Annotated in this window: 19 protein-coding genes; 10 read left to right on the top strand and 9 right to left on the bottom strand. The window is 70.3% G+C overall.

The genetic code is table 11. From position 1 onward, the window contains the following. The first annotated feature begins 52 nt into the window (after nucleotides 1-52). Genes ACFYPC_RS30285 through ACFYPC_RS30265 form a run of 5 tightly spaced genes read left to right on the top strand, consistent with a single transcriptional unit; the run spans nucleotide 53 to nucleotide 4,296 of the window. Nucleotides 53-1,408, top strand: coding sequence for an L-fuconate dehydratase (locus ACFYPC_RS30285; protein ID WP_391889028.1), 1,356 nt, complete (start codon nucleotides 53-55; stop codon nucleotides 1,406-1,408). Beyond that, nucleotides 1,405-2,160 (top strand): SDR family NAD(P)-dependent oxidoreductase, encoded by a 756-nt coding sequence (locus ACFYPC_RS30280; RefSeq protein ID WP_391889025.1) that lies wholly within the window; start codon nucleotides 1,405-1,407, stop codon nucleotides 2,158-2,160. Before ACFYPC_RS30285 ends, ACFYPC_RS30280 begins: the two co-directional genes overlap by 4 nt. Then, nucleotides 2,157-3,149 (top strand): aldo/keto reductase, encoded by a 993-nt coding sequence (locus ACFYPC_RS30275; RefSeq protein ID WP_391889022.1) that lies wholly within the window; start codon nucleotides 2,157-2,159, stop codon nucleotides 3,147-3,149. The genes ACFYPC_RS30280 and ACFYPC_RS30275 overlap by 4 nt, the downstream gene beginning before the upstream one ends. Continuing rightward, on the top strand, nucleotides 3,146-3,460 hold the full coding sequence (locus ACFYPC_RS30270) for an L-rhamnose mutarotase (protein WP_391889020.1): 315 nt from the start codon (nucleotides 3,146-3,148) through the stop codon (nucleotides 3,458-3,460). Before ACFYPC_RS30275 ends, ACFYPC_RS30270 begins: the two co-directional genes overlap by 4 nt. Then, a complete protein-coding gene (locus ACFYPC_RS30265; RefSeq protein WP_391889018.1) occupies nucleotides 3,457-4,296 on the top strand; it encodes an amidohydrolase family protein in 840 nt (279 codons plus the stop codon). The genes ACFYPC_RS30270 and ACFYPC_RS30265 overlap by 4 nt, the downstream gene beginning before the upstream one ends. On the opposite strand, the gene ACFYPC_RS30260 is transcribed toward ACFYPC_RS30265, so the two are convergent. Beyond that, nucleotides 4,284-5,705: a lipase maturation factor family protein gene (locus tag ACFYPC_RS30260; RefSeq protein WP_391889015.1), complete on the bottom strand. Its 1,422-nt coding sequence runs from the start codon at nucleotides 5,703-5,705 to the stop codon at nucleotides 4,284-4,286. The genes ACFYPC_RS30265 and ACFYPC_RS30260 overlap by 13 nt on opposite strands. A gap of 117 nt (nucleotides 5,706-5,822) precedes the next feature. Between ACFYPC_RS30260 and ACFYPC_RS30255 the strand changes: the two genes are divergently transcribed. Both ACFYPC_RS30255 and ACFYPC_RS30250 read left to right on the top strand, forming a co-directional pair. Then, entirely contained in the window at nucleotides 5,823-7,898 is a 2,076-nt protein-coding gene (locus tag ACFYPC_RS30255; protein WP_391889013.1) for a SpoIIE family protein phosphatase, read from the top strand. A gap of 47 nt (nucleotides 7,899-7,945) precedes the next feature. Further along, the gene (locus tag ACFYPC_RS30250) at nucleotides 7,946-8,806 is read left to right on the top strand and encodes an Fpg/Nei family DNA glycosylase (protein ID WP_391889010.1); all 861 of its coding nucleotides are present in this window, start codon (nucleotides 7,946-7,948) and stop codon (nucleotides 8,804-8,806) included. A 23-nt stretch (nucleotides 8,807-8,829) separates the two neighbouring features. Here ACFYPC_RS30250 and ACFYPC_RS30245 read toward each other — a convergent pair whose 3' ends face one another. The 4 genes from ACFYPC_RS30245 to ACFYPC_RS30230 all read right to left on the bottom strand — a co-directional run bounded on the left by ACFYPC_RS30245 (nucleotide 8,830) and on the right by ACFYPC_RS30230 (nucleotide 11,472). Beyond that, complete coding sequence (locus tag ACFYPC_RS30245; protein ID WP_391889008.1) at nucleotides 8,830-9,489, bottom strand: anti-sigma factor family protein; 660 nt, start codon at nucleotides 9,487-9,489, stop codon at nucleotides 8,830-8,832. 188 nt (nucleotides 9,490-9,677) lie between these two features. Next, on the bottom strand, nucleotides 9,678-10,193 hold the full coding sequence (locus ACFYPC_RS30240; protein WP_391889006.1) for a hypothetical protein: 516 nt from the start codon (nucleotides 10,191-10,193) through the stop codon (nucleotides 9,678-9,680). A gap of 134 nt (nucleotides 10,194-10,327) precedes the next feature. Further along, nucleotides 10,328-10,876: a sigma-70 family RNA polymerase sigma factor gene (locus ACFYPC_RS30235; RefSeq protein WP_391889004.1), complete on the bottom strand. Its 549-nt coding sequence runs from the start codon at nucleotides 10,874-10,876 to the stop codon at nucleotides 10,328-10,330. Between the two features lie 131 nt (nucleotides 10,877-11,007). Then, complete coding sequence (locus ACFYPC_RS30230; RefSeq protein ID WP_391889002.1) at nucleotides 11,008-11,472, bottom strand: universal stress protein; 465 nt, start codon at nucleotides 11,470-11,472, stop codon at nucleotides 11,008-11,010. A 181-nt stretch (nucleotides 11,473-11,653) separates the two neighbouring features. Here ACFYPC_RS30230 and ACFYPC_RS30225 point away from each other — a divergent pair, with 181 nt between their 5' ends. Beyond that, the gene (locus ACFYPC_RS30225) at nucleotides 11,654-12,499 is read left to right on the top strand and encodes a polysaccharide deacetylase family protein (RefSeq protein ID WP_391889000.1); all 846 of its coding nucleotides are present in this window, start codon (nucleotides 11,654-11,656) and stop codon (nucleotides 12,497-12,499) included. 45 nt (nucleotides 12,500-12,544) lie between these two features. Here the strand turns inward: ACFYPC_RS30225 and ACFYPC_RS30220 are convergent, their stop codons facing one another. Further along, nucleotides 12,545-13,213, bottom strand: a complete 669-nt coding sequence (locus ACFYPC_RS30220) for a class F sortase (RefSeq protein WP_391888998.1) — start codon at nucleotides 13,211-13,213, stop codon at nucleotides 12,545-12,547. 332 nt (nucleotides 13,214-13,545) lie between these two features. Here ACFYPC_RS30220 and ACFYPC_RS30215 point away from each other — a divergent pair, with 332 nt between their 5' ends. Further along, nucleotides 13,546-14,034 carry a hypothetical protein gene (locus ACFYPC_RS30215; RefSeq protein ID WP_391888995.1) on the top strand — a complete coding sequence of 163 codons (489 nt, stop codon included), beginning with the start codon at nucleotides 13,546-13,548 and terminating at the stop codon, nucleotides 14,032-14,034. A gap of 107 nt (nucleotides 14,035-14,141) precedes the next feature. Here the strand turns inward: ACFYPC_RS30215 and ACFYPC_RS30210 are convergent, their stop codons facing one another. The 3 genes from ACFYPC_RS30210 to ACFYPC_RS30200 form a co-directional block, all read right to left on the bottom strand. Further along, the gene (locus ACFYPC_RS30210) at nucleotides 14,142-14,675 is read right to left on the bottom strand and encodes a hypothetical protein (protein WP_391888992.1); all 534 of its coding nucleotides are present in this window, start codon (nucleotides 14,673-14,675) and stop codon (nucleotides 14,142-14,144) included. Between the two features lie 238 nt (nucleotides 14,676-14,913). After that, nucleotides 14,914-15,678, bottom strand: coding sequence for a hypothetical protein (locus ACFYPC_RS30205; RefSeq protein WP_391888989.1), 765 nt, complete (start codon nucleotides 15,676-15,678; stop codon nucleotides 14,914-14,916). Between the two features lie 15 nt (nucleotides 15,679-15,693). Continuing rightward, nucleotides 15,694-15,822 (bottom strand): hypothetical protein, encoded by a 129-nt coding sequence (locus tag ACFYPC_RS30200; RefSeq protein WP_391888987.1) that lies wholly within the window; start codon nucleotides 15,820-15,822, stop codon nucleotides 15,694-15,696. Between the two features lie 762 nt (nucleotides 15,823-16,584). Here ACFYPC_RS30200 and ACFYPC_RS30195 point away from each other — a divergent pair. Next, nucleotides 16,585-17,517 carry an SCO0930 family lipoprotein gene (locus ACFYPC_RS30195; RefSeq protein WP_391888984.1) on the top strand — a complete coding sequence of 311 codons (933 nt, stop codon included), beginning with the start codon at nucleotides 16,585-16,587 and terminating at the stop codon, nucleotides 17,515-17,517. The last annotated feature ends 384 nt before the right edge of the window (nucleotides 17,518-17,901 follow it).

The following is a 17,901-nucleotide window of genomic DNA, read 5'->3' as shown; positions in this document are numbered from 1 at the left end:
TCGCCGCCGCACGGTCACCGAGGATCCCCTGTCACCGATCGAAAGGCCTTCCGTGTCCCCGATCCCCGCCCGCGTCACCGCGGTCGACACCTACGACATCCGCTTCCCCACCTCGCGCGAGCTCGACGGCTCCGACGCGATGAACCCGGACCCCGACTATTCGGCGGCGTACGTCGTCCTGCGCACCGACGCTGCCGACGGCATCGAGGGGCACGGTTTCACCTTCACCATCGGGCGGGGCAACGATGTCCAGGTCGCCGCGATCGACGCGCTGCGCGGGCATGTGGTCGGGCGGTCCGTCGACGAGCTGTGCGCCGACCCGGGCTCCCTGGGCCGCGACCTGATCGGCGACAGCCAGCTGCGCTGGCTCGGTCCCGAGAAGGGCGTGATGCACATGGCGATCGGCGCCGTCGTCAACGCCGTATGGGATCTGGTGGCCAAGCGCGCGGGCAAACCGCTGTGGCAGCTGCTCGCCGACGCCGAACCCGAGTGGCTGGTGGGGCAGGTCGACTTCCGCTACATCACGGACGCGCTCACCCCCGACGAGGCGCTGGACCTGCTGCGGCGCGGCAAACAAGGCGCCCAGGACCGGCAGGCCCGGCTCGTCGAGCGCGGCTTCCCCGCCTACACCACCTCACCCGGCTGGCTCGGCTACAGCGACGAGAAGCTCACCCGCCTCGCCGCCCAGGCCGTCGCCGACGGCTTCACCCAGATCAAGCTGAAGGTGGGCGCCGACCTGGCGGACGACGTACGCCGCTGCCGGGTCGCCCGCTCCGTGGTCGGCCCGGACATCCGCATCGCGGTCGACGCCAACCAGCGCTGGAACGTGGACGAGGCCATCGCCTGGACCAAGGCCCTCGCCGAGTACGAGCCCTACTGGGTCGAGGAGCCCACCAGCCCCGACGACGTCCTCGGCCACGCCGCCATCCGCAAGGCCGTCGCACCGGTCAAGATCGCCACCGGCGAGCACGTCCAGAACCGCATCATCTTCAAGCAGCTCCTCCAGGCCGGCGCCATCGACGTCCTGCAGATCGACGCCGCCCGCGTCGGCGGCGTCAACGAGAACCTCGCCATCATGCTGCTCGCCGCCAAGTTCGGCGTGCCGGTCTGCCCGCACGCGGGCGGGGTCGGCCTGTGTGAACTCGTCCAGCACCTCTCGATGTTCGACTTCGTGGCCCTCTCCGGGACCACCGAGGACCGGGTCATCGAGTACGTCGACCACCTGCACGGTCACTTCCTGGACCCGGTGGTGATACGCGAAGGTCACTACGCGGCGCCCGCCGCACCCGGCTTCTCGGCCACCATGCGGCCCGAGTCCATCGCGGAGTTCACCTTCCCCCACGGCACCTTCTGGGCCGCCGACCTCGCCCAGCAGTCACTCACCGACCCGAAGGGAGCAGCGGCATGACCGACTTCGAAGGACTCAAGGCACTCGTCACAGGTGGCGCCTCCGGAATCGGCCGGGCCGCCGCCGACCTCCTCGCCGACCGCGGCGCCCAGGTCGCCGTCCTCGACCTGGACCCGTCGTCCGTCGAGAAGCCGCTCCTCGGCTACCGCGCCGACGTCTCCGTCGACGCGTCCGTGCGCGAGGCGGTTGCCGCCGCCGTCGCGGAGCTGGGCGGACTCGACATTCTGGTCAACAACGCGGGCATCGGCGCCGCGGGCACCGTGGAGGACAACGACGACGAGCAGTGGCACCGGGTCCTGGACGTCAACGTCCTCGGCATCGTCCGCACGACCCGCGCGGCCCTGCCCCACCTGCGTGCCTCCGCGCACGCCGCGATCGTGAACACCTGCTCCATCGCGGCCACCGCGGGACTCCCGCAGCGCGCCCTGTACTCCGCCAGCAAGGGCGCCGTCCTCTCCCTCACCCTCGCGATGGCCGCCGACCACCTCCGCGAAGGCATTCGCGTCAACTGCGTCAACCCCGGCACGGCGGACACGCCTTGGGTCAGCCGCCTCCTGGACGCGGCCCCCGACCCCGCCGCCGAACGCGCCGCCCTGGAGGCCCGCCAGCCCTCCGGCCGCCTCGTCTCGGCAGCCGAAGTCGCGGGCGCCATCGCCTACTTGGCGAGCCCGCTGGCCGGCTCCACCACGGGTACGTCACTGGCCGTCGACGGCGGTATGCAGGGCCTGCGGCTGCGCCCGGCGGGCCAGTGAGCATGCTCGGGAAGAGCGGCGTCGAGGTCAGCCCCCTGTCCTTCGGTGCCGCGGCCATCGGCAACCTGTTCACCGCCGTGAGCGACGAGCAGGCGTACGAGGCTGTGGACGCCGCCTGGTCGGGCGGCATCCGCTACTTCGACACGGCCCCGCACTACGGCCTCGGCCTCGCAGAGCGGCGTCTCGGCGGGGCCCTGCGCGACCGGCCGCGCTCCGAGTACACCGTCTCCACCAAGGTGGGCCGCCGCCTGGAACCCGCGTCCGCGGGTTCCGGCGGCGACGACCTGGACAACGGCTTCGCCGTGCCCGCCACCCACCGTCGTGTCTGGGACTTCAGCGCGGACGGCATCAGGCGGAGCCTGGACGCCAGCCTCGAACGGCTCGGCCTCGACCACGTGGACGCCGTCTACCTCCACGACCCGGACGACCACGCCGAGCAGGCATTCCGCGAGGCCTACCCGGCCCTGGAGAAGCTGCGCGCGGAAGGCGTGCTGGGCGCGATCGGCGCCGGCATGAACCAGACCGAGATGCTGACCCGCTTCGTACGCGACACGGACGTCGACGTGGTCCTGTGCGCGGGCCGGTACACCCTGCTCGACCACCGCGCGCTCACCGACCTGCTGCCTGCCGCCGAGGAGCGCGGCACCTCCGTCGTCATCGGCGGCGCCTTCAACTCCGGCCTGCTGGCCGACCCGCGACCGGGGGCGACATACAACTACGCCGCAGCGTCACCCGAGTTGCTGGACCGCGCCCTGCGGCTGAAGGAGATCGCCGAACGGCACGGCACGACCCTGCGCGCCGCCGCCCTGGCTTTCCCGGCCGCCCACCCGACGGTGGCCAGCGTCCTCGTCGGCGCCCGCTCACCGTACGAAGTCCGCGACTGTGCCGAGCAGTTCGCTGCGCCGGTACCCGCGGCCTTCTGGCAGGAACTGCGCGCCGAGAACCTGCTGCCCTCCGATGCCCCCGTACCCGTACAGGAGCCGTCATGAGAGTCGCGCTGCACACCAAGGTCCGCGCGGACCGCATTGCCGAGTACGAAGCCGCCCATCTCAAGGTCCCGGCCGAACTGACCAGGGCGATCCGGGCCGCGGGGGCCACCTCCTGGACCATCTGGCGCAGCGGCACCGACCTCTTCCACCTCGTGGAGTGCGAGGACTACGGCAAGATGCTCGCCGAACTGGAGAAGCTGCCCGTCAACATCGCCTGGCAGGCGAGAATGACGCAACTTCTCGACGCCGTACACGACTACTCGGGCCAGGGCGCGGAGGCAGCCCTGCCCGTCGTATGGGAGCTGCCATGACCGTCGACGCCCACCACCACGTCTGGGACCTCTCCGTACGGGACCAGGACTGGATCACCGGACCCGAACTCCAGCCCCTGCGGCGGAACTTCACCATCGCCGACCTCGAACCTCAAGCGCGGGCCGCCGGAGTCGACCGCACCGTTCTCGTGCAGACGATCACCGTTGCGGCGGAGACCCCGGAGTTCCTCGCCCTCGCGGCGCAGAGCGAGCTGATCGGGGGAGTGGTCGGCTGGACCGACCTGACCGCCCCCGATGTCGCCGACGAGCTCGCGCGGCTGCGGGAGTTGCCGGGCGGCCGGTATCTCAAGGGCATCCGCCATCAGGTCCAGGGGGAGCCGGACCCCCAGTGGCTGCTGCGCCCGGACGTGCGGCGCGGACTTTCGGCCATCGCGGAGGCGGGGCTCGTCTATGACCTGATCGTCCAGCCCCACCAGCTGCCCTCCTGCGCGGAGGTGGCGGCGCTGCTGCCCGAACTCACCTTCGTACTGGACCACGTGGGCAAGCCGCCCATCGCCGCGGGCGAGTTCGAACCGTGGTCATCCGACGTCCGCGCCCTCGCCGCCCGGCCCAACACGGTGTGCAAGCTCTCGGGCATGGTGACGGAGGCGGACCACGCGAAGTGGACGACCGAGGACCTGCGCCCGTACGCGGACACCGTCCTGGACGCCTTCGGACCCCACCGCCTGATGTTCGGCTCCGACTGGCCGGTGTGCATCCTGGCGGCGACCTACGAACAAGTGGCCGACACCGCACAGGAGTTGACCACCGGTCTGAGCGCTGCCGAGCGTGCGCAGGTCTTCACGGACACCGCCACCCGCGTCTACCGCCTCTGAGCCACCGAATCGAGCCGGGTCGGCGGCAGGAACTCGCGTACGTACGTCCGGTGCCAGCACGCACCCGACTCGCGCAGTTCGTGCCAGGTCGTGTAGCGGTAACGGTAGAGGCTCGCGCGGACATGGCGGGGCGGGGCGTCGGCGGGGAACGGGGAGCGGCGCAGCAGCCGTAGCGTGTCCCGGTCGTTCTCCAGAAGCCGCTCCACGAGACCGCCGAACCAGGCGTCCGCGTACGCGGGGGAGAGCGCCGCGAACCACATCATCCAGTCGAGCCGCAGATGGTACGGCGCGAACTGGCGCGGCCAGTGGCGAGGATCGCCCGGCTTGCCCCTGAACTCGTACTCCCGCCAGTCCGAGTCCTTCCGTGGCAGCTCGTCCGCCGTGCCCTCGACGATCACCTCGTGGCGCACTCTGCTGACACTGCCGAACGCTCCGTAGGTGTTGACCAGATGGAGCGGGTCGAAGGAGCGGTTCATGACCTGGCGCCGGGACAGCATGTTGCGGACCGGGCGGTAGCTGAGCGCCAGCAGCGCGGCGGCCACGGCGAGGACCACGACCTCGTACCAGAGCGGGGTCCCGGAAACGTCCGGTGCGGTGCTCGGGAACTCGACGGCCGCCAGGGCCAGCACGATCGTGATCCAGTTCAGCCAGGAGAAGTTGCCGGACAGGATCAGCCACAACTGGGTGAGGATCATCAGCGAGGCGGCGGCCGTGGCGATCGGCTGCGGGGTGAACAGCAGCACGGGCACGACCAGTTGGGTGACGTGGTTGGCCGCCACCTCGACCCGGTGGAACGCCTTGGGGAGGTGGTGGAAGAACCAGCTCAGCGGGCCCGGCATCGGCTGGGTCTCGTGGTGGTGGTCGAGGCAGGTCAGCTTCCGCCAGCACTCGTCGCCCCGCATCTTGATCAGCCCGGCGCCGAACTCGACACGGAACAGCACCCAGCGCAGCAGGAAGAGGACGACGACGGGCGGAGCCACCTCGTCGTTGCCGAGGAAGACGGCGAGGAATCCCACCTCCAGGAGCAGCGACTCCCAGCCGAACGCGTACCAGGTCTGACCGACGTTGACGACGGACAGGTACAGCACCCACGGGACCAGCCACAGCAACATGCCGCCCCAGAGCGGAAGGTGTGAGTCCAGGCCCGCGATCAGCGCCACCGAGACCGCGCAGCCCGTCCAGCACCAGGCCGCGAAGAAGCGGTCCGAGTAGCGCAGTTGGAACACACTGGGCGCCCGGCCAAACGGCGTCCGTGCCACGAAGCGGGGGACCGGCAGCATCCCGCGCTCCCCGATCAGCGCGCGGAACTGCAGCGCCGCGCCCAGGAACGCGACGAGGTACAGCACGGCGAGCGCCCGCTGGAAGACCAGCCGGCTCAGCCAGTACTCGGGTGCGACGAACCACTCCACGACGCGCGCTCCTCTCCCTCTCAGTGTGACGCTGGGTGACTGCCTCCGCTTGCGTGCCCGAGCCGGACTTTGTATGCAGAGGTCGAATAATCTGGTAAATCCTGGCAAAGTGGCCACATGGTTGATCGGGGAGCGAGCGCCCAGTCACTCCCGGACGACTGGCCCGCCCACCCGGATCCGATCCTGGCGCTCAACCGCATGGGCAGCTTCGACTGGGACCTGGACACGGGTCTGCTCCAGATGGACGCCCAGGCGCACGAGGTCTTCGACGTGCTTCCCGAGGAATTCGACGGGAACCCGGAGACCCTGTCCGTACGCGTGCCTCCGGCCGAGGGCATACGCCTGGACACCCTGGTCTCCCAGGCGCTCAAGGACGGCAGCGAGAACTACGGCGTCTACTTCCGCATCCGCACCCGGGACGGCAGCCTGCGCTGGACCCACACCCAGGGCTACATCCGCCGCGACCAGACCGGCAGACCCCGCCGGATCATCGGCATCCTCCGGGACGCCACACAGGAGCTGAGCGAGCGCGCGGCGCGCCGTGAGCAGGCCGCCCAGGACCGGTTCCGCCGCCAGCAGACGAGCGTCGTGCAGATCACCACGGCGGCACTGGCCCACGCCCGCACCGTCCAGGACGTCATCGACGTGCTGGACGACACCCACGGCATCACCCACCTCGGGGCGACGAGCCTGGTCATGGGCCTGGTGGAGGCGGGCCGCATCAACATGGTCGCCGCGGGCCCCGAGGACAGCTACGTGCAGGGCACCCGGATCACGCGCATGGACGCGCAGTACCCGATGAACGAGGTCGTACGGACCCTCGTACCGCACTTCATCGAGTCACCGGAGGAGTTCGCCGAGGCGTACCCGCTGCTGTGGCCGCACATCACCGATCTGAAGATCACCTCGGCCGCCTATCTGCCGCTCATCGTGCAGGCCAGGCCCATCGGCGCGATCGGCCTGCTCTACGACGACCGGCACGGCTTCTCGGAGGAGGACCGCAATGTCCTCCTCGCGCTCGGCAGCAGCATCGCGCAGAGCCTCCAGCGGGCCATGTTCTACGAGCAGGAGAAGGACCTCGCCCAGGGCCTCCAGCAGGCCATGCTGCCGCGCTCCATCCCGGGCGTGCCCGGCGCCGACATCGCCGTCCGCTACCGCTCCGCCTCCCTCGGCAGGGACATCGGCGGCGACTGGTACGACGTGATTCCGCTGCCCGGCGGTCGCGTCGGCGCCGTCATCGGCGACGTCCAGGGCCACGACACGCACGCCGCCGCCGTCATGGGCCAGCTCCGCATCGTGCTGCGCGCCTACGCCGCCGAGGGCCACACACCGGCCACCGTGATGGCCCGCGCCTCGGTCTTCCTGAAGGAACTCGACACCCAGCGCTTCGCGACCTGCCTGTACGCGGAGGCCGACCCGTCCACCGGTGTCGTCCAGCTGGTCCGGGCCGGCCACATCGACCCGCTGGTCCGGCAGCTCGACGGCAGCTGCTACCGGCTGCCCGTGGCAGGAGGCCTGCCGCTCGGCCTGTCCGCCGAGTTCGGGCGCCTCGAATACCCGGTCGGCACCTTCGAGCTGGACCCGGGCCAGACCCTGCTGATGTACACCGACGGCCTGGTCGAGCAGCCGGGGATCGACCTCGGCGAAGGAATGCGCACCCTCCAGAGGCTCGTCCGCACGGGCCCGGCCGACGTCCACGACCTCGCGGACCGGCTCATCGACGTCGCCGAGGACCGCGGCGGCGACGACGATGTCGCGTTGCTGCTCCTGCGCCGCCGCACCCTCACCGCCCAGCAGGCCGGCGGGCGCGTTCAGCAGCATGTCGCGGCAGGTGACCCCGAGGCGCTCGCCGGGGCCCGGCACATGATCCGGGCCGCCGTCACCTCCTGGGGCGCGGCCGAGCGCGCCGACGAGATCGAGCTGGTCGCCGACGAACTGATCACCAACGCCCTGATCCACACCGAGGGCCCGGCGATCGTCACTCTGCGCGCCCTGGCGGGCACCGAACACCGACTGCGCGTCGAGATCGAGGACTCCTCCAGCGCCCTGCCACGCCGCCGCGAGGCCGGCGAGTCCGGCGTCTCGGGCCGCGGCCTCCTCCTCGTCGACCGGCTCACCGACGTCTGGGGCGTGGAGGCCCGCGGCGGCGGCAAGTGCGTGTGGTGCGAGTTCACCGTTGAGGAACGGGACTGACCAACGGTCCACATCGTGATGTCGGTGCCGGGTGGCATTCTGGACGTATGCCGGAACTGCCCGAGGTCGAAGCGCTGAAGGACTTCCTGGCCGACCACCTCGTCGGCCGTGCGGTCGTGCGCGTGCTGCCCGTCGCCATCAGTGTCCTGAAGACGTACGACCCTCCGGTCAGTGCCTTCGAGGGCCGCGAGGTCACCGCCGTGCACCGGCACGGCAAGTTCCTCGACATCGAGGCCGGGGGGCTGCACTTCGTGACCCACCTGGCCCGCGCGGGCTGGCTGCACTGGAAGGACACGCTGCCGGACGGTCCGCCGCGCCCCGGCAAGGGCCCTCTCGCGCTGCGGGTCGCCCTGGAGACCGGCGAGGGCTTCGACCTCACCGAGGCCGGTACCCAGAAGAAGCTCGCCGTGTACGTCGTACGGGACCCGGCGGAGATCCCCGGTGTCGCGCGCCTGGGCCCCGACCCGCTCGCCGACGACTTCGACGAGGTGCGGTTCGCCGAGCTGCTGTCGGGCGAGCGGCGCCAGTTGAAGGGCGCGCTGCGCGACCAGAGCCTGATCGCGGGCGTGGGGAACGCGTACAGCGACGAGATCCTGCACGCCGCCAGGATGTCGCCCTTCAAGCTCGCCGCCACGCTGAACGCCGAGGAGACCGGCCGGCTGTACGAGGCGCTGCGCGCCACGCTCACCGAGGCCGTGGAGCGTTCCCGCGGCCTGGCCGCCGGCCGCTTGAAGAAGGAGAAGAAAAGCGGGCTGCGGGTGCACGGCAGAACGGGTGAGCCCTGCCCGGTGTGCGGCGACACCATCCGTGAGGTGTCCTTCAGCGACTCCTCGCTGCAGTACTGCCCGACCTGCCAGACGGGCGGGAAGCCGCTCGCGGACCGCCGGATGTCAAGGCTCCTGAAGTAGCCCCGCACCGGCCGGTCCCGACGTCAACTGCCGGTGCCCGCATCGAGTGTCACCAGGTGCTCGCCGTCCGTCGTGCGCACCTCGAACCGACTGATCTCCTTGGACTGCAACGCGGCGCCGCCCTGCATGCTGGTGGTCCGGCCGCTCTCCCCCTGCCCCATCCAGCTCGTCACCGTCTGTTCGGAGCCGTCCTTGCCGATCGCGACGAGCTGACAGGGGCGCGGTCCGGCCGAGTCCTTGACCAGCACATCGACCTGGCTGCCCCACGCCCGGTCCTCGGAGGTGACCTGGGCCCACACACCGGTCTCCGCGTCCGTCGCGGCGACCTGGGCGGTCGGGGCGCCGTCCGCCGTGACGATCGCGATCGCGGGCCCGCCCGCCGCGAACACCACGGAGGCGGCCACGGCGTACAGCCACCGTCGGCGCCCGGCCTTGTGACGGTTCGCCACCTCGCCGAGCAGCCGGTCCAGAAGCCGGGGGCCAGGGGCGGCGAAGGGGTGGACCGAGCGCGGGGTGGCACGCCGGTACAGCATCAACTGCCGTGCCGCGGGCCGGAATTCACTCACATGGGCGGCGCACTGAGGGCACTCCATGAGGTGATCCTCGAAGCGGAAGGCGTCCGCCTCGTTCAGCACGCCGAGCGCGTATGCGCCGACGTCGCGATGCCGTTCCAGGGACCTCATACCGATTACCGAATCCTCGTGGCGATGGTGGTGATGGCGCGGGGTGGGGTGGTGTTGCTGTTGCCCACCGGTACGCACCGGACCGCCGAATCACTCAAGACTCGTTCGGAATGGCGACCAGGACGTTCGGAGCGAGAGGGCCCGCGGATTGGTGCGGGACGGAAAAGTTCGGCGAACGGAGCGGAGGGTCAGAAGAGATGGATCGCCAGATGCCCCAGTGGCAGCCCCAGCCGCCAGGCCGGCGTCCACACCTTCGGACCGTCGTCCTCGCCCGGGACAGGCCCGCCACCGGGCACGGCGTCCAGGTCGGGAGCGAGCAGTTCGGTCTCCTCCAGCCACCGCCAGGCCGCCGAGGCCAGCTCCAGGTCGGGGTCCGGCGCGCCCGAGTCGACGGCCCGGGCCGCGAGCCGAGCCATGTGCTCACGCACCCAGTCCCGCCACGGCTGGTCGTACGCCGTCAGCGAAAGCCAGGTCTCCAGCTGCGTGATGACCCTGATGCCGGAGAGCTCACCACCGGCGTCGGACAGGAAGATGGTCAGCGCCAGGGCATCCCGCCCCGCGCGGAACTCGAAGGATGTGGGCGGCATCAGGTCGCCGGTCCGCAGCAGCTCGTCAGCGATGTACTCGGCGTACAACCACGCCATGGGGACGGTGAGTTCGCCGCCTCCGGTGCCGTCCGTACTCTCTTGACCTCTGTGCAGCATCCCTTCCTGCCTTCCTCCGGTGCGTGCGCGTGGCCCGAGCCCGGGCCCCAGTGCGGAACACGGATGAAGACAGCAGATTGCTCAACCATGGTCCTCGGCAGGCGCTTTACCGAGGCTTGACTCGACCTTTGGTTTCACCGCAGGTCGGCCGCGTATCCCGGAAGTACCCGGCGCAGGGCGCGAAGCGCGTAGTAAGCGCGGGACTTCACCGTACCGGGCGGAATTCCGAGCGCCGCGGCGGCCTCCGCCACACTCGCCCCCTGGAAGTACACCTGCACCAGGACTTCACGGTGCTCGGGAGTGAGTGTCTTCACAGCCTCCCGTACATCGAGCATCGCCGCGGACCTTTCGGCGTGATCGGCACAGACGCGCGCACTCTCCAGCACCGCGTCCCCGACCTCGGCGGGCCGCGCCTGGCGGGCCCGCCGCGCGTCGATCGCCAGCCGCCTCGCGACGGTGAGCAGCCAGGGGCGTACGGAGTCGAAGGCGTCGGCACGCAACGCCTCGGGGTTCTGCCAGGCCCGTACGAAGGTCTCCTGCACCAGGTCCTCGGCGCGCTGCCGGTCGCCGTCGGAGAGTCGCAGGAGCAGCGCGAAGAGGGGCCGGCCGTGCTCGCGCTGGAGTTCGGCCAGCTCGTGCTCGGCGGTTGTTCCGCGGGTGATGGTGGTGGGTCCGGCCGTCATGGCGTGTATGCCAGCCGGTGCCGCTCCGTGAGGACAGGGTCGGCACACGGTTGTGCGGTGGGCGGTCGAAGCAGTCGGTGAACGGTGCGGTGAGCGGTTCATCGGGGGCGGTGACCGGTGCCGACGGGCTGTTACGGCACGACAGTGACAGGCCAGCGCCCCGCCTTGACCAGCCGGATTGCCACGGACCCGACGATCCGGTGCCCCGCCTGCTCGGAGGCACCCACCACCACGGCGTCCGCCTTGAGCTGGTCCGCCGCGCTCACCAGGCCGTTGTACGGGTCGCCGCGGAAGGTGTGGAACTCCCAGCGCACATCGAATATGCCCTTGACCTGCTCCGCGGCGTACCGGATCTGCGCGACGAGACTCTCGGCGATCTCGTCGGTCGTGTCGGCGATCGGCACCCCGAGCGCCGCGCCCGCCGCCATCACGGGCTGGACATAGACGACGGCGAGCAGCGCGTGCTGTCGCCGGGCCAGGCCTCCCGCGTACGACGCCGCGCGCAGCGAGGAGTCGGAGCCGTCCACTCCGACGACGATGACCTTGGGACCGTCCGTGCCCCGTTCGAACCGCTGCGAGGGCTGCTGTTCCGTCACGGCTGTGAGGTTATCGGAACCCCCAGCTCCGTAGCGCACACGGGCACATGTGGCCAGGGCGAACCCGAATTCTTGGCGACGTCGGTGGCGCCGCCGCCGAAATGGTCCAGGCGGGTGCTTTCGTGGGCCCGCACCGGTGTTGCTGAACAGCGGCGCCCCTCAACTGGGTGACTGATGAGTCATGAAAAAGGATCAGCTGCTTACCCGGCGTCGTGCGTTGATCGCCGGTGCCGCCGTCCTGGGAGCGGCCGGTGCGGCGGGCACGGCCCACGTCCTTACCGCCGAACCGGCCACGCACCCGGCAGGCAGTGCCCCGCCCGCCCCGGGCCCGCAGGCACGCCGTGCCCTCAAGCCCTCCGCCTACCGGCTCCAGCCCATGACCGGCCACGGCCCGCCGCGCGCCACGGCCGGGCGGACCCAGGTCCGCCACGAGCCGTTCCTGCGCATGTCCGGGCGCGGCCGCAGCATGGTGCTGACCTTCGACGACGGCCCTGATCCGCGCTACACCCCGGACATCCTCAGCACTCTGCGCGACTACGACGTGCGGGCGATGTTCTTCGTGTGCGGGGAGATGGCCGCCGACAACAAGGACCTGCTGCGCGAGATGGCCGACGACGGACACACCGTCGGCAACCACACCTGGTCCCATCCGCTGCTGACCAAGCTCTCCCGCTCGGGGATCCGCTCCGAGATGGAGCGCACCTGCGAGGTCATCGACGACACCTGCGGTGAACCGCCCACCTGGTTCCGCGCGCCCTACGGGGCCTGGAACCGGGCGGCCTTCCAGCTCGGCGCCGACCTGGGTATGGAGCCGCTGGCCTGGACGGTCGACACACTCGACTGGACGTCCCCCGGCACCCGCACCATCGTCGGCCGGGTCGAGCGCGGTGCCGCCCCGGGCGTCGTGGTGCTCTCGCACGACGCGGGCGGCGACCGCTCGCAGAGCGTACGGGCGCTGCGCGACTATCTGCCGCACCTGCTGGATTCCGGCTACCACATCACCGTGCCGAGACGGCAGTACGCCTAGCCCCCCACCCCCTCCACGGGCTTTCGCCCGCCCGGCCGGGGAAGCTCAGCGAACCTCGGCCAGGCGGGCGAACACGACGACGTTTCCGTCGTAGCCGTGCTGCTTGGAGAAACCGCCCCCGCAGGTGATGACCCGCAATTCGGGGGCACCCTTGCTTCCGTACACACGGTCACCCGGGAAGTTGTTCTTCTCGAAGACCTCGATGCCGTAGATCTCGAATACGGCGGTCTTCCCGTCCTTGCGCTGCACCTCGATCCGGTTCCCCTTTTTGAGCGCCCCGAGCCCGTAGAAGACGGCGGGTCCGCGCATGTTGTCCACATGGCCGTCGATCACGGCCGTGCCCTTCTCGCCGGGCGAGACCGCGCCGGTGAACCAGCCCGCGAGGTTCGGGTCGTCGGGCGGCGGCGCGTCGACCCACCCGTCCAGGTCCAGGCCCACCGGCATGACCGGCGCGTCCACCCGGATCGACGGGATCCTGACCCGGTCGACCACGGAGTACGGCAGCGGGGCAGGCTGATTCGAGAAGGTGCCGCCCGGGGTGCGGTTGCTGTTCGCCGCCGCCGCGGAAGCGGGCTGCGGCGGGCCCACGTCGAACTCACCGGAACCATTGCGAATCAGAGCGAGGCCGGTCAGCAGAACAAGCGCTATCACGCCCCACGGGGCGCGCTTCTTCTGCCGCTGCTCCTCCTCTTCGACCAGCTCGGACGCAGACATTTGCAATCCCCTCTCGACGCGGCCGTCGCCGCGTCCGTCGCGCATATGAGAACGCTAAGTGCTGCACGCCCGGCGGGCGACGGGGCAAAGGCGAACGGGTGGTGGAGTACGCACTTCGTGAGCCATCCGAGTTGCCGTGGCCAGGAATTTTCTGACGGTCCGTGACCTGCGGCAATATCCGATTGTGTGGAATTCTCTCGGCGTGTCCTCTCACCAGGACGGACCATTCTCGAAATGCGGCTCTGTGCACGGCATCTGAGGGTCTGTCTGGGAGGCGCTTTCTCGCCGATCGACCGGGGACGGTTCCCGGGGCGTCTTCCGCGGAGGATCACATGCGTACTACTCGTGCCCTGGCGGTCAGTGCCGCCGCGGTCGCCGCGGTGGGGCTCGCCGCTCCGATGGCCGCGGCGTGGAACAACCCGAGCAACATCGTCGCCATGCCCAGCGTCATCGCCAGCGGCGGCCAGCTGACCGTGACCGTCGACGGGTGCCCCAAGGGGGGCACCATGACCTCGCCCGCCTTCCGGCAGGCGACGCTCTCCAGCATCAACGGCAGCAACGAGACGTCGAGCGGAACGGCGACCATCGACCGGAACGCACGCCCCGGCTCGTACGACATCTCGGTCAACTGCATCGGGACGGGCACCCTGACCCGTCCCGCGGCCTTCACCGTCATCGGCGGCGTCCGCGGCGGTCTCGGTGGCAGCAACTCCAGCGGTGCCACGCCCACCGACATGGCGATCGGTGGCGCCCTCGTGGCCGCTGCTGCCGTCGGCGGCGGGGTGTTCTGGATGCGCCGCAGGTCAGAGAAGAGGATCTGACCAGATCGCCGTCTCGGAATCCGCACGTGGCAGCAACCGCACGTGGCAGCCCTTCGCCCCGGACCCTCTCAAGGGTCCGGGGCGAAGGGCTGTGCTGTGCCGTTCCGTCAGGAGTCGTCGGCCGAGGTGCGGCGGCGCGACATGTACCACGCCGCGCCGACAGAACCGGCGATGAGCGCGGCTCCCAGGCCGACCTCCTTCAGGTCGAAGCCGCCGACAGTGCCGCCGACGCCGGCCCTGACGCCGCGTTGCACCGGGACCGGGTAGTGGGTCGAGTCGCCGGAACGGCCGGTGGCGATGGTGAGATCGGTGTGACCGCTGACGCCGTCACAGGTGAAGGTGACCTCGTACACGGCACCGGGTTTGGCGTCCCAGTCGACCTTGGCCGTGGCCGAGGACTGACCCTGCGGGATGGTGACGGTGTCGAAGACACCCGAGGTGACCGTGGCGCGTCCGCGGCAGCCCCCGTCTCTCTTCAGGAGCAGTGAGACCTGGCCGCCGGCGGCGACGGTCGAGGGCTGCACGCTGAATCCGAACGGGGTGATGTTGTTGTTCTCGTCGCCCGCGAAGGCGGCGGGTGCGGTGAAGGTCAGGGCGGTGACGCCCAGCAGTGCGGCCGAAGCGACGCGTATCGCGCGCATGGTGAGCCTCCAGGTCCCCGAGGAGCCTTGCTGCGGACCTTTTCCGCTTGCGCCAGAAATGCACCTCGATGATCGAAACGCTAGGAAAGGCCGAGCCTGCGCGCGATCGCTGTCGCGCGAATGGGGCAACCGTGTGGGCCGCACAGGGGACGCGGTGCGCGCGACAGGGGGACGGTCGCGGCGTGGCGTCCGTCCCCCCGCCCGGCGACCAGGTTCCGGAGCCCTTGTTGAGGGTCCGTCAACCGGGAAGGTTCGGGAACAGCTGGGCGAACGGTTCGGCCGAGGCCGTGATGCCCCTGCTGTAGGGCGCGTCGAAGTCCCAGATCAGGAAGAGCAGGAAGGCGATCAGCGAGGAGAACAGCCCGGCGAGGATCAGCTCGCGCAGGGTGCGCCGGATCTGCAGCGCGAAGACCATCCCCACGGTGACCACGCCGCCGGTGATCAGCCCGAACCACACCACGCCCGGCATGGTCGCCCCCGTCGAGTCGGCGCGGGAGTTCCGTGCGGCGGCGGCCACGGTGACCTGGTCGACGAGGGGCTGGTAGGCCTGGGCCTCGAAGTCGGTCTCCGGCTGGTAGTCGGTGACGTCGGCACGGATGCGATCGAAGAGCCGGCCGCCCTGCTCGGTCACCCGGCCCTGGTCCGCCATGGTCTTCCACTCGGTGGTGACCACATGGCCGACATACGAGTCGACGTCGCCGCGGATGCGGTCACGCACGTCGGGCGGGTAGACGCGGACCCTCTCCGAGATCTCGTGCAGCGCCTGGGCCTCCGTCTGCACATGGTCCTGGGCGATGCCACGGGCCTCCCAGACACCGGCGATGGCCAGACCGAGGACGATGGCGTAAACCACGCCGATCATCATCGTCATGTACTCGATGACGTCCGGGGTCTCGGACGGATCCTCGTCCTCGCGGGCCGTGCGATGGCGTACGAGGGCCACGATGAGGACGACGACACATGCGGCGCCCATCGCGAGGGCGAGAACAAGCCATTCCGACAAGAATGCCTCCAGAAATCAGCGCGGGCGCAGCGCCGCGACGGCGAGCACCGCGGGCGCGGTGATCAGCAGGGTGAGCGAGACCAGGGACGGTCCGCCGCGGGGCAGGTGCCGCCGCGTCTGGGCGTGGTACGCCGGGTAACTCACCGGAGTCGGTGAGGGCTTGGGGCGGGCGCTCGTAGTGGGTGTTGGCTTCGGCGTGGGCGTGGGCGTCGGCGTGGGCGTGGGCGTGGGTGCCGGTACCGGCTCCGGCGCGGCGGGTCGTGGCGTCGGAGGAGGCGGTGTGGGTGGCGGTGGTGGTGGCGGTGGCGGTTCGGGCGCTGGTGTGAGTGTGGGTGTCCGCGTGGGCGTGGGTTCGGGGGGTGGTGGTGGTTCGGGAGGTGGCGGAAGTTCGGGGGTCGGGGGCGGGGTCGGGGTGGGGGTGGGGCACGGCGGGGGAGGCGTCGGGGTCGGGCAGGTGTTGCTGCCGGCGACTGCCACCGCTCCGGTGCCGTCGGGGCCGACGGACGCGTACGCACAGGAGTCGGCGACCGCGGGGCTCCCCGCGGTTCCGCTGAGCATCCAGGCGAGCGTCAGCAGCGCCGATGCCCGTATGACGAGGGCGGACCATGTCCGCTTGGGTCCATGCACGACGGCGATCATCGATCGCTCCGGGGCCGCGCAGGAGCTGGCCGAGAAGGGTTACCCCGAATGGAGGACGTCCCGGTCCATGCGGTTTGACGGACTGAGCGGGAAACGCCACCGGAGAGGAACGCGTGTGCGATCTCGGGGCGAGAGGCGGCCGGGGCACAGGGTTCGGAAAGAAATTTGAGAGGTGGTTGAACATACCCGCCACTCCGGCCCGTACCTATGGCCATGCGCGGCGCTGCAGTGCGCCGCAACATCTATGCCAACAGCGGGAGTTACCAAATGAAGACCTCCTGGCGGAGCGCCTCGCTCGTAGCGACAGCTGCGGCCATGCTGGCGCTCACGACGGCGTGCGGTCAGGAACAGGGCACCCAGTCGACCGTGGGCCAGAACGTTGGCGCCACCGCGGCCGCGGGCGACTACGGACTGTCCAGCCCGAGCCCGGCGGGAGTCGGCGCAGCCGCTACCCAGGCGAAGTCCGCGGGTGCGCTCACCATTGCGGAGAACGCGACGCTCGGCGAGGTCCTCACCGACAGTGCCGGGCTCACCCTTTACCGCTTCGACAAGGACACTGCCGAGCCGCCGAAGTCGACCTGTGAGGGCGACTGCGCCACCGCTTGGCCGCCGGTTCCGGCGGACGGTGCCACTGCCGCCACCGGTGTGGACGCGGCGCTTCTCGGCGAGGTCACCCGGCCCGACGGCAGCAAGCAGCTGACCGTGGGCGGCTGGCCGATGTACCGGTACGCCAAGGACACGAAAGCAGGTGACACCCTCGGCCAGGCCGTGGGCGGCACTTGGTTCGCGTCGGCGCCCACCGGCAAGAAGGCGACCCTGGCCGACCTGCCCGGCCTGTCGACCCGTAAGGACGCCAAGCTCGGCGAGATCGTCGTCGACAAGAACGGCCTGACGGTCTACCGCTTCACCAAGGACACGGCATGGCCCGACTCGATCTCGGCGTGCACCGGCGCCTGCCTGGAGAAGTGGCCGGCGGTTGCGCCCGTCGAGGAGGCCGACACCGAGGGCCTCGACATCGACTCGGACGGCCTGATGCCCTTCACCCGGTCGGACGGCGCCAAGCAGATGGCCCTCGACTGCTGGCCCATCTACACCTTCTCCGGTGACGAGGCTCCCGGAGACACCAACGGCCAGGGCGTAGGCGGCACTTGGTACGCCGTGTCGCCCGAAGGAAAGCTGGTCGGCGCGCCCGCGCAGTAGATCACCTCCCAGGGGTTCGATCGCCTCACCCGGGCACCCGAGGAACGTGGAAGGGAGTGCACACCGACAGGCTGGAGTGCCGGAAGAGAAGAAAAGCGCCCGCGACCCAGGTCCGCTCCCTCCGTACCGCACGGAGGGAGCGGGCCACTTGGCGTGCCCGGGTGAGGTAATCCCTGGCCACTCTTCGTAACTCCCCGGGGCCTTTTGGAATGCTTCGGAGCGATTTCACGGTTACGGCGGGGGCGTGTTCGAAGGCTGTTCACAGGGCGCCAATTCGGCACTTGCCGGAGGCAGTGACCGGGAACGGACGGTCAATTTCCGTTTTGGCTCGCTCCTTTGGCGGGCGATCAGTAGCCTCAGCTCGAACACCGGAGCGCCTACGCC

The organism is Streptomyces sp. NPDC005808 (genome assembly GCF_042871385.1).
In the GTDB taxonomy this organism is placed as follows: Bacteria; Actinomycetota; Actinomycetes; order Streptomycetales; family Streptomycetaceae; genus Streptomyces.
Note: the sequence above shows the minus strand (reverse complement) of the source record. Positions and strands in the feature narration are given on the sequence as shown.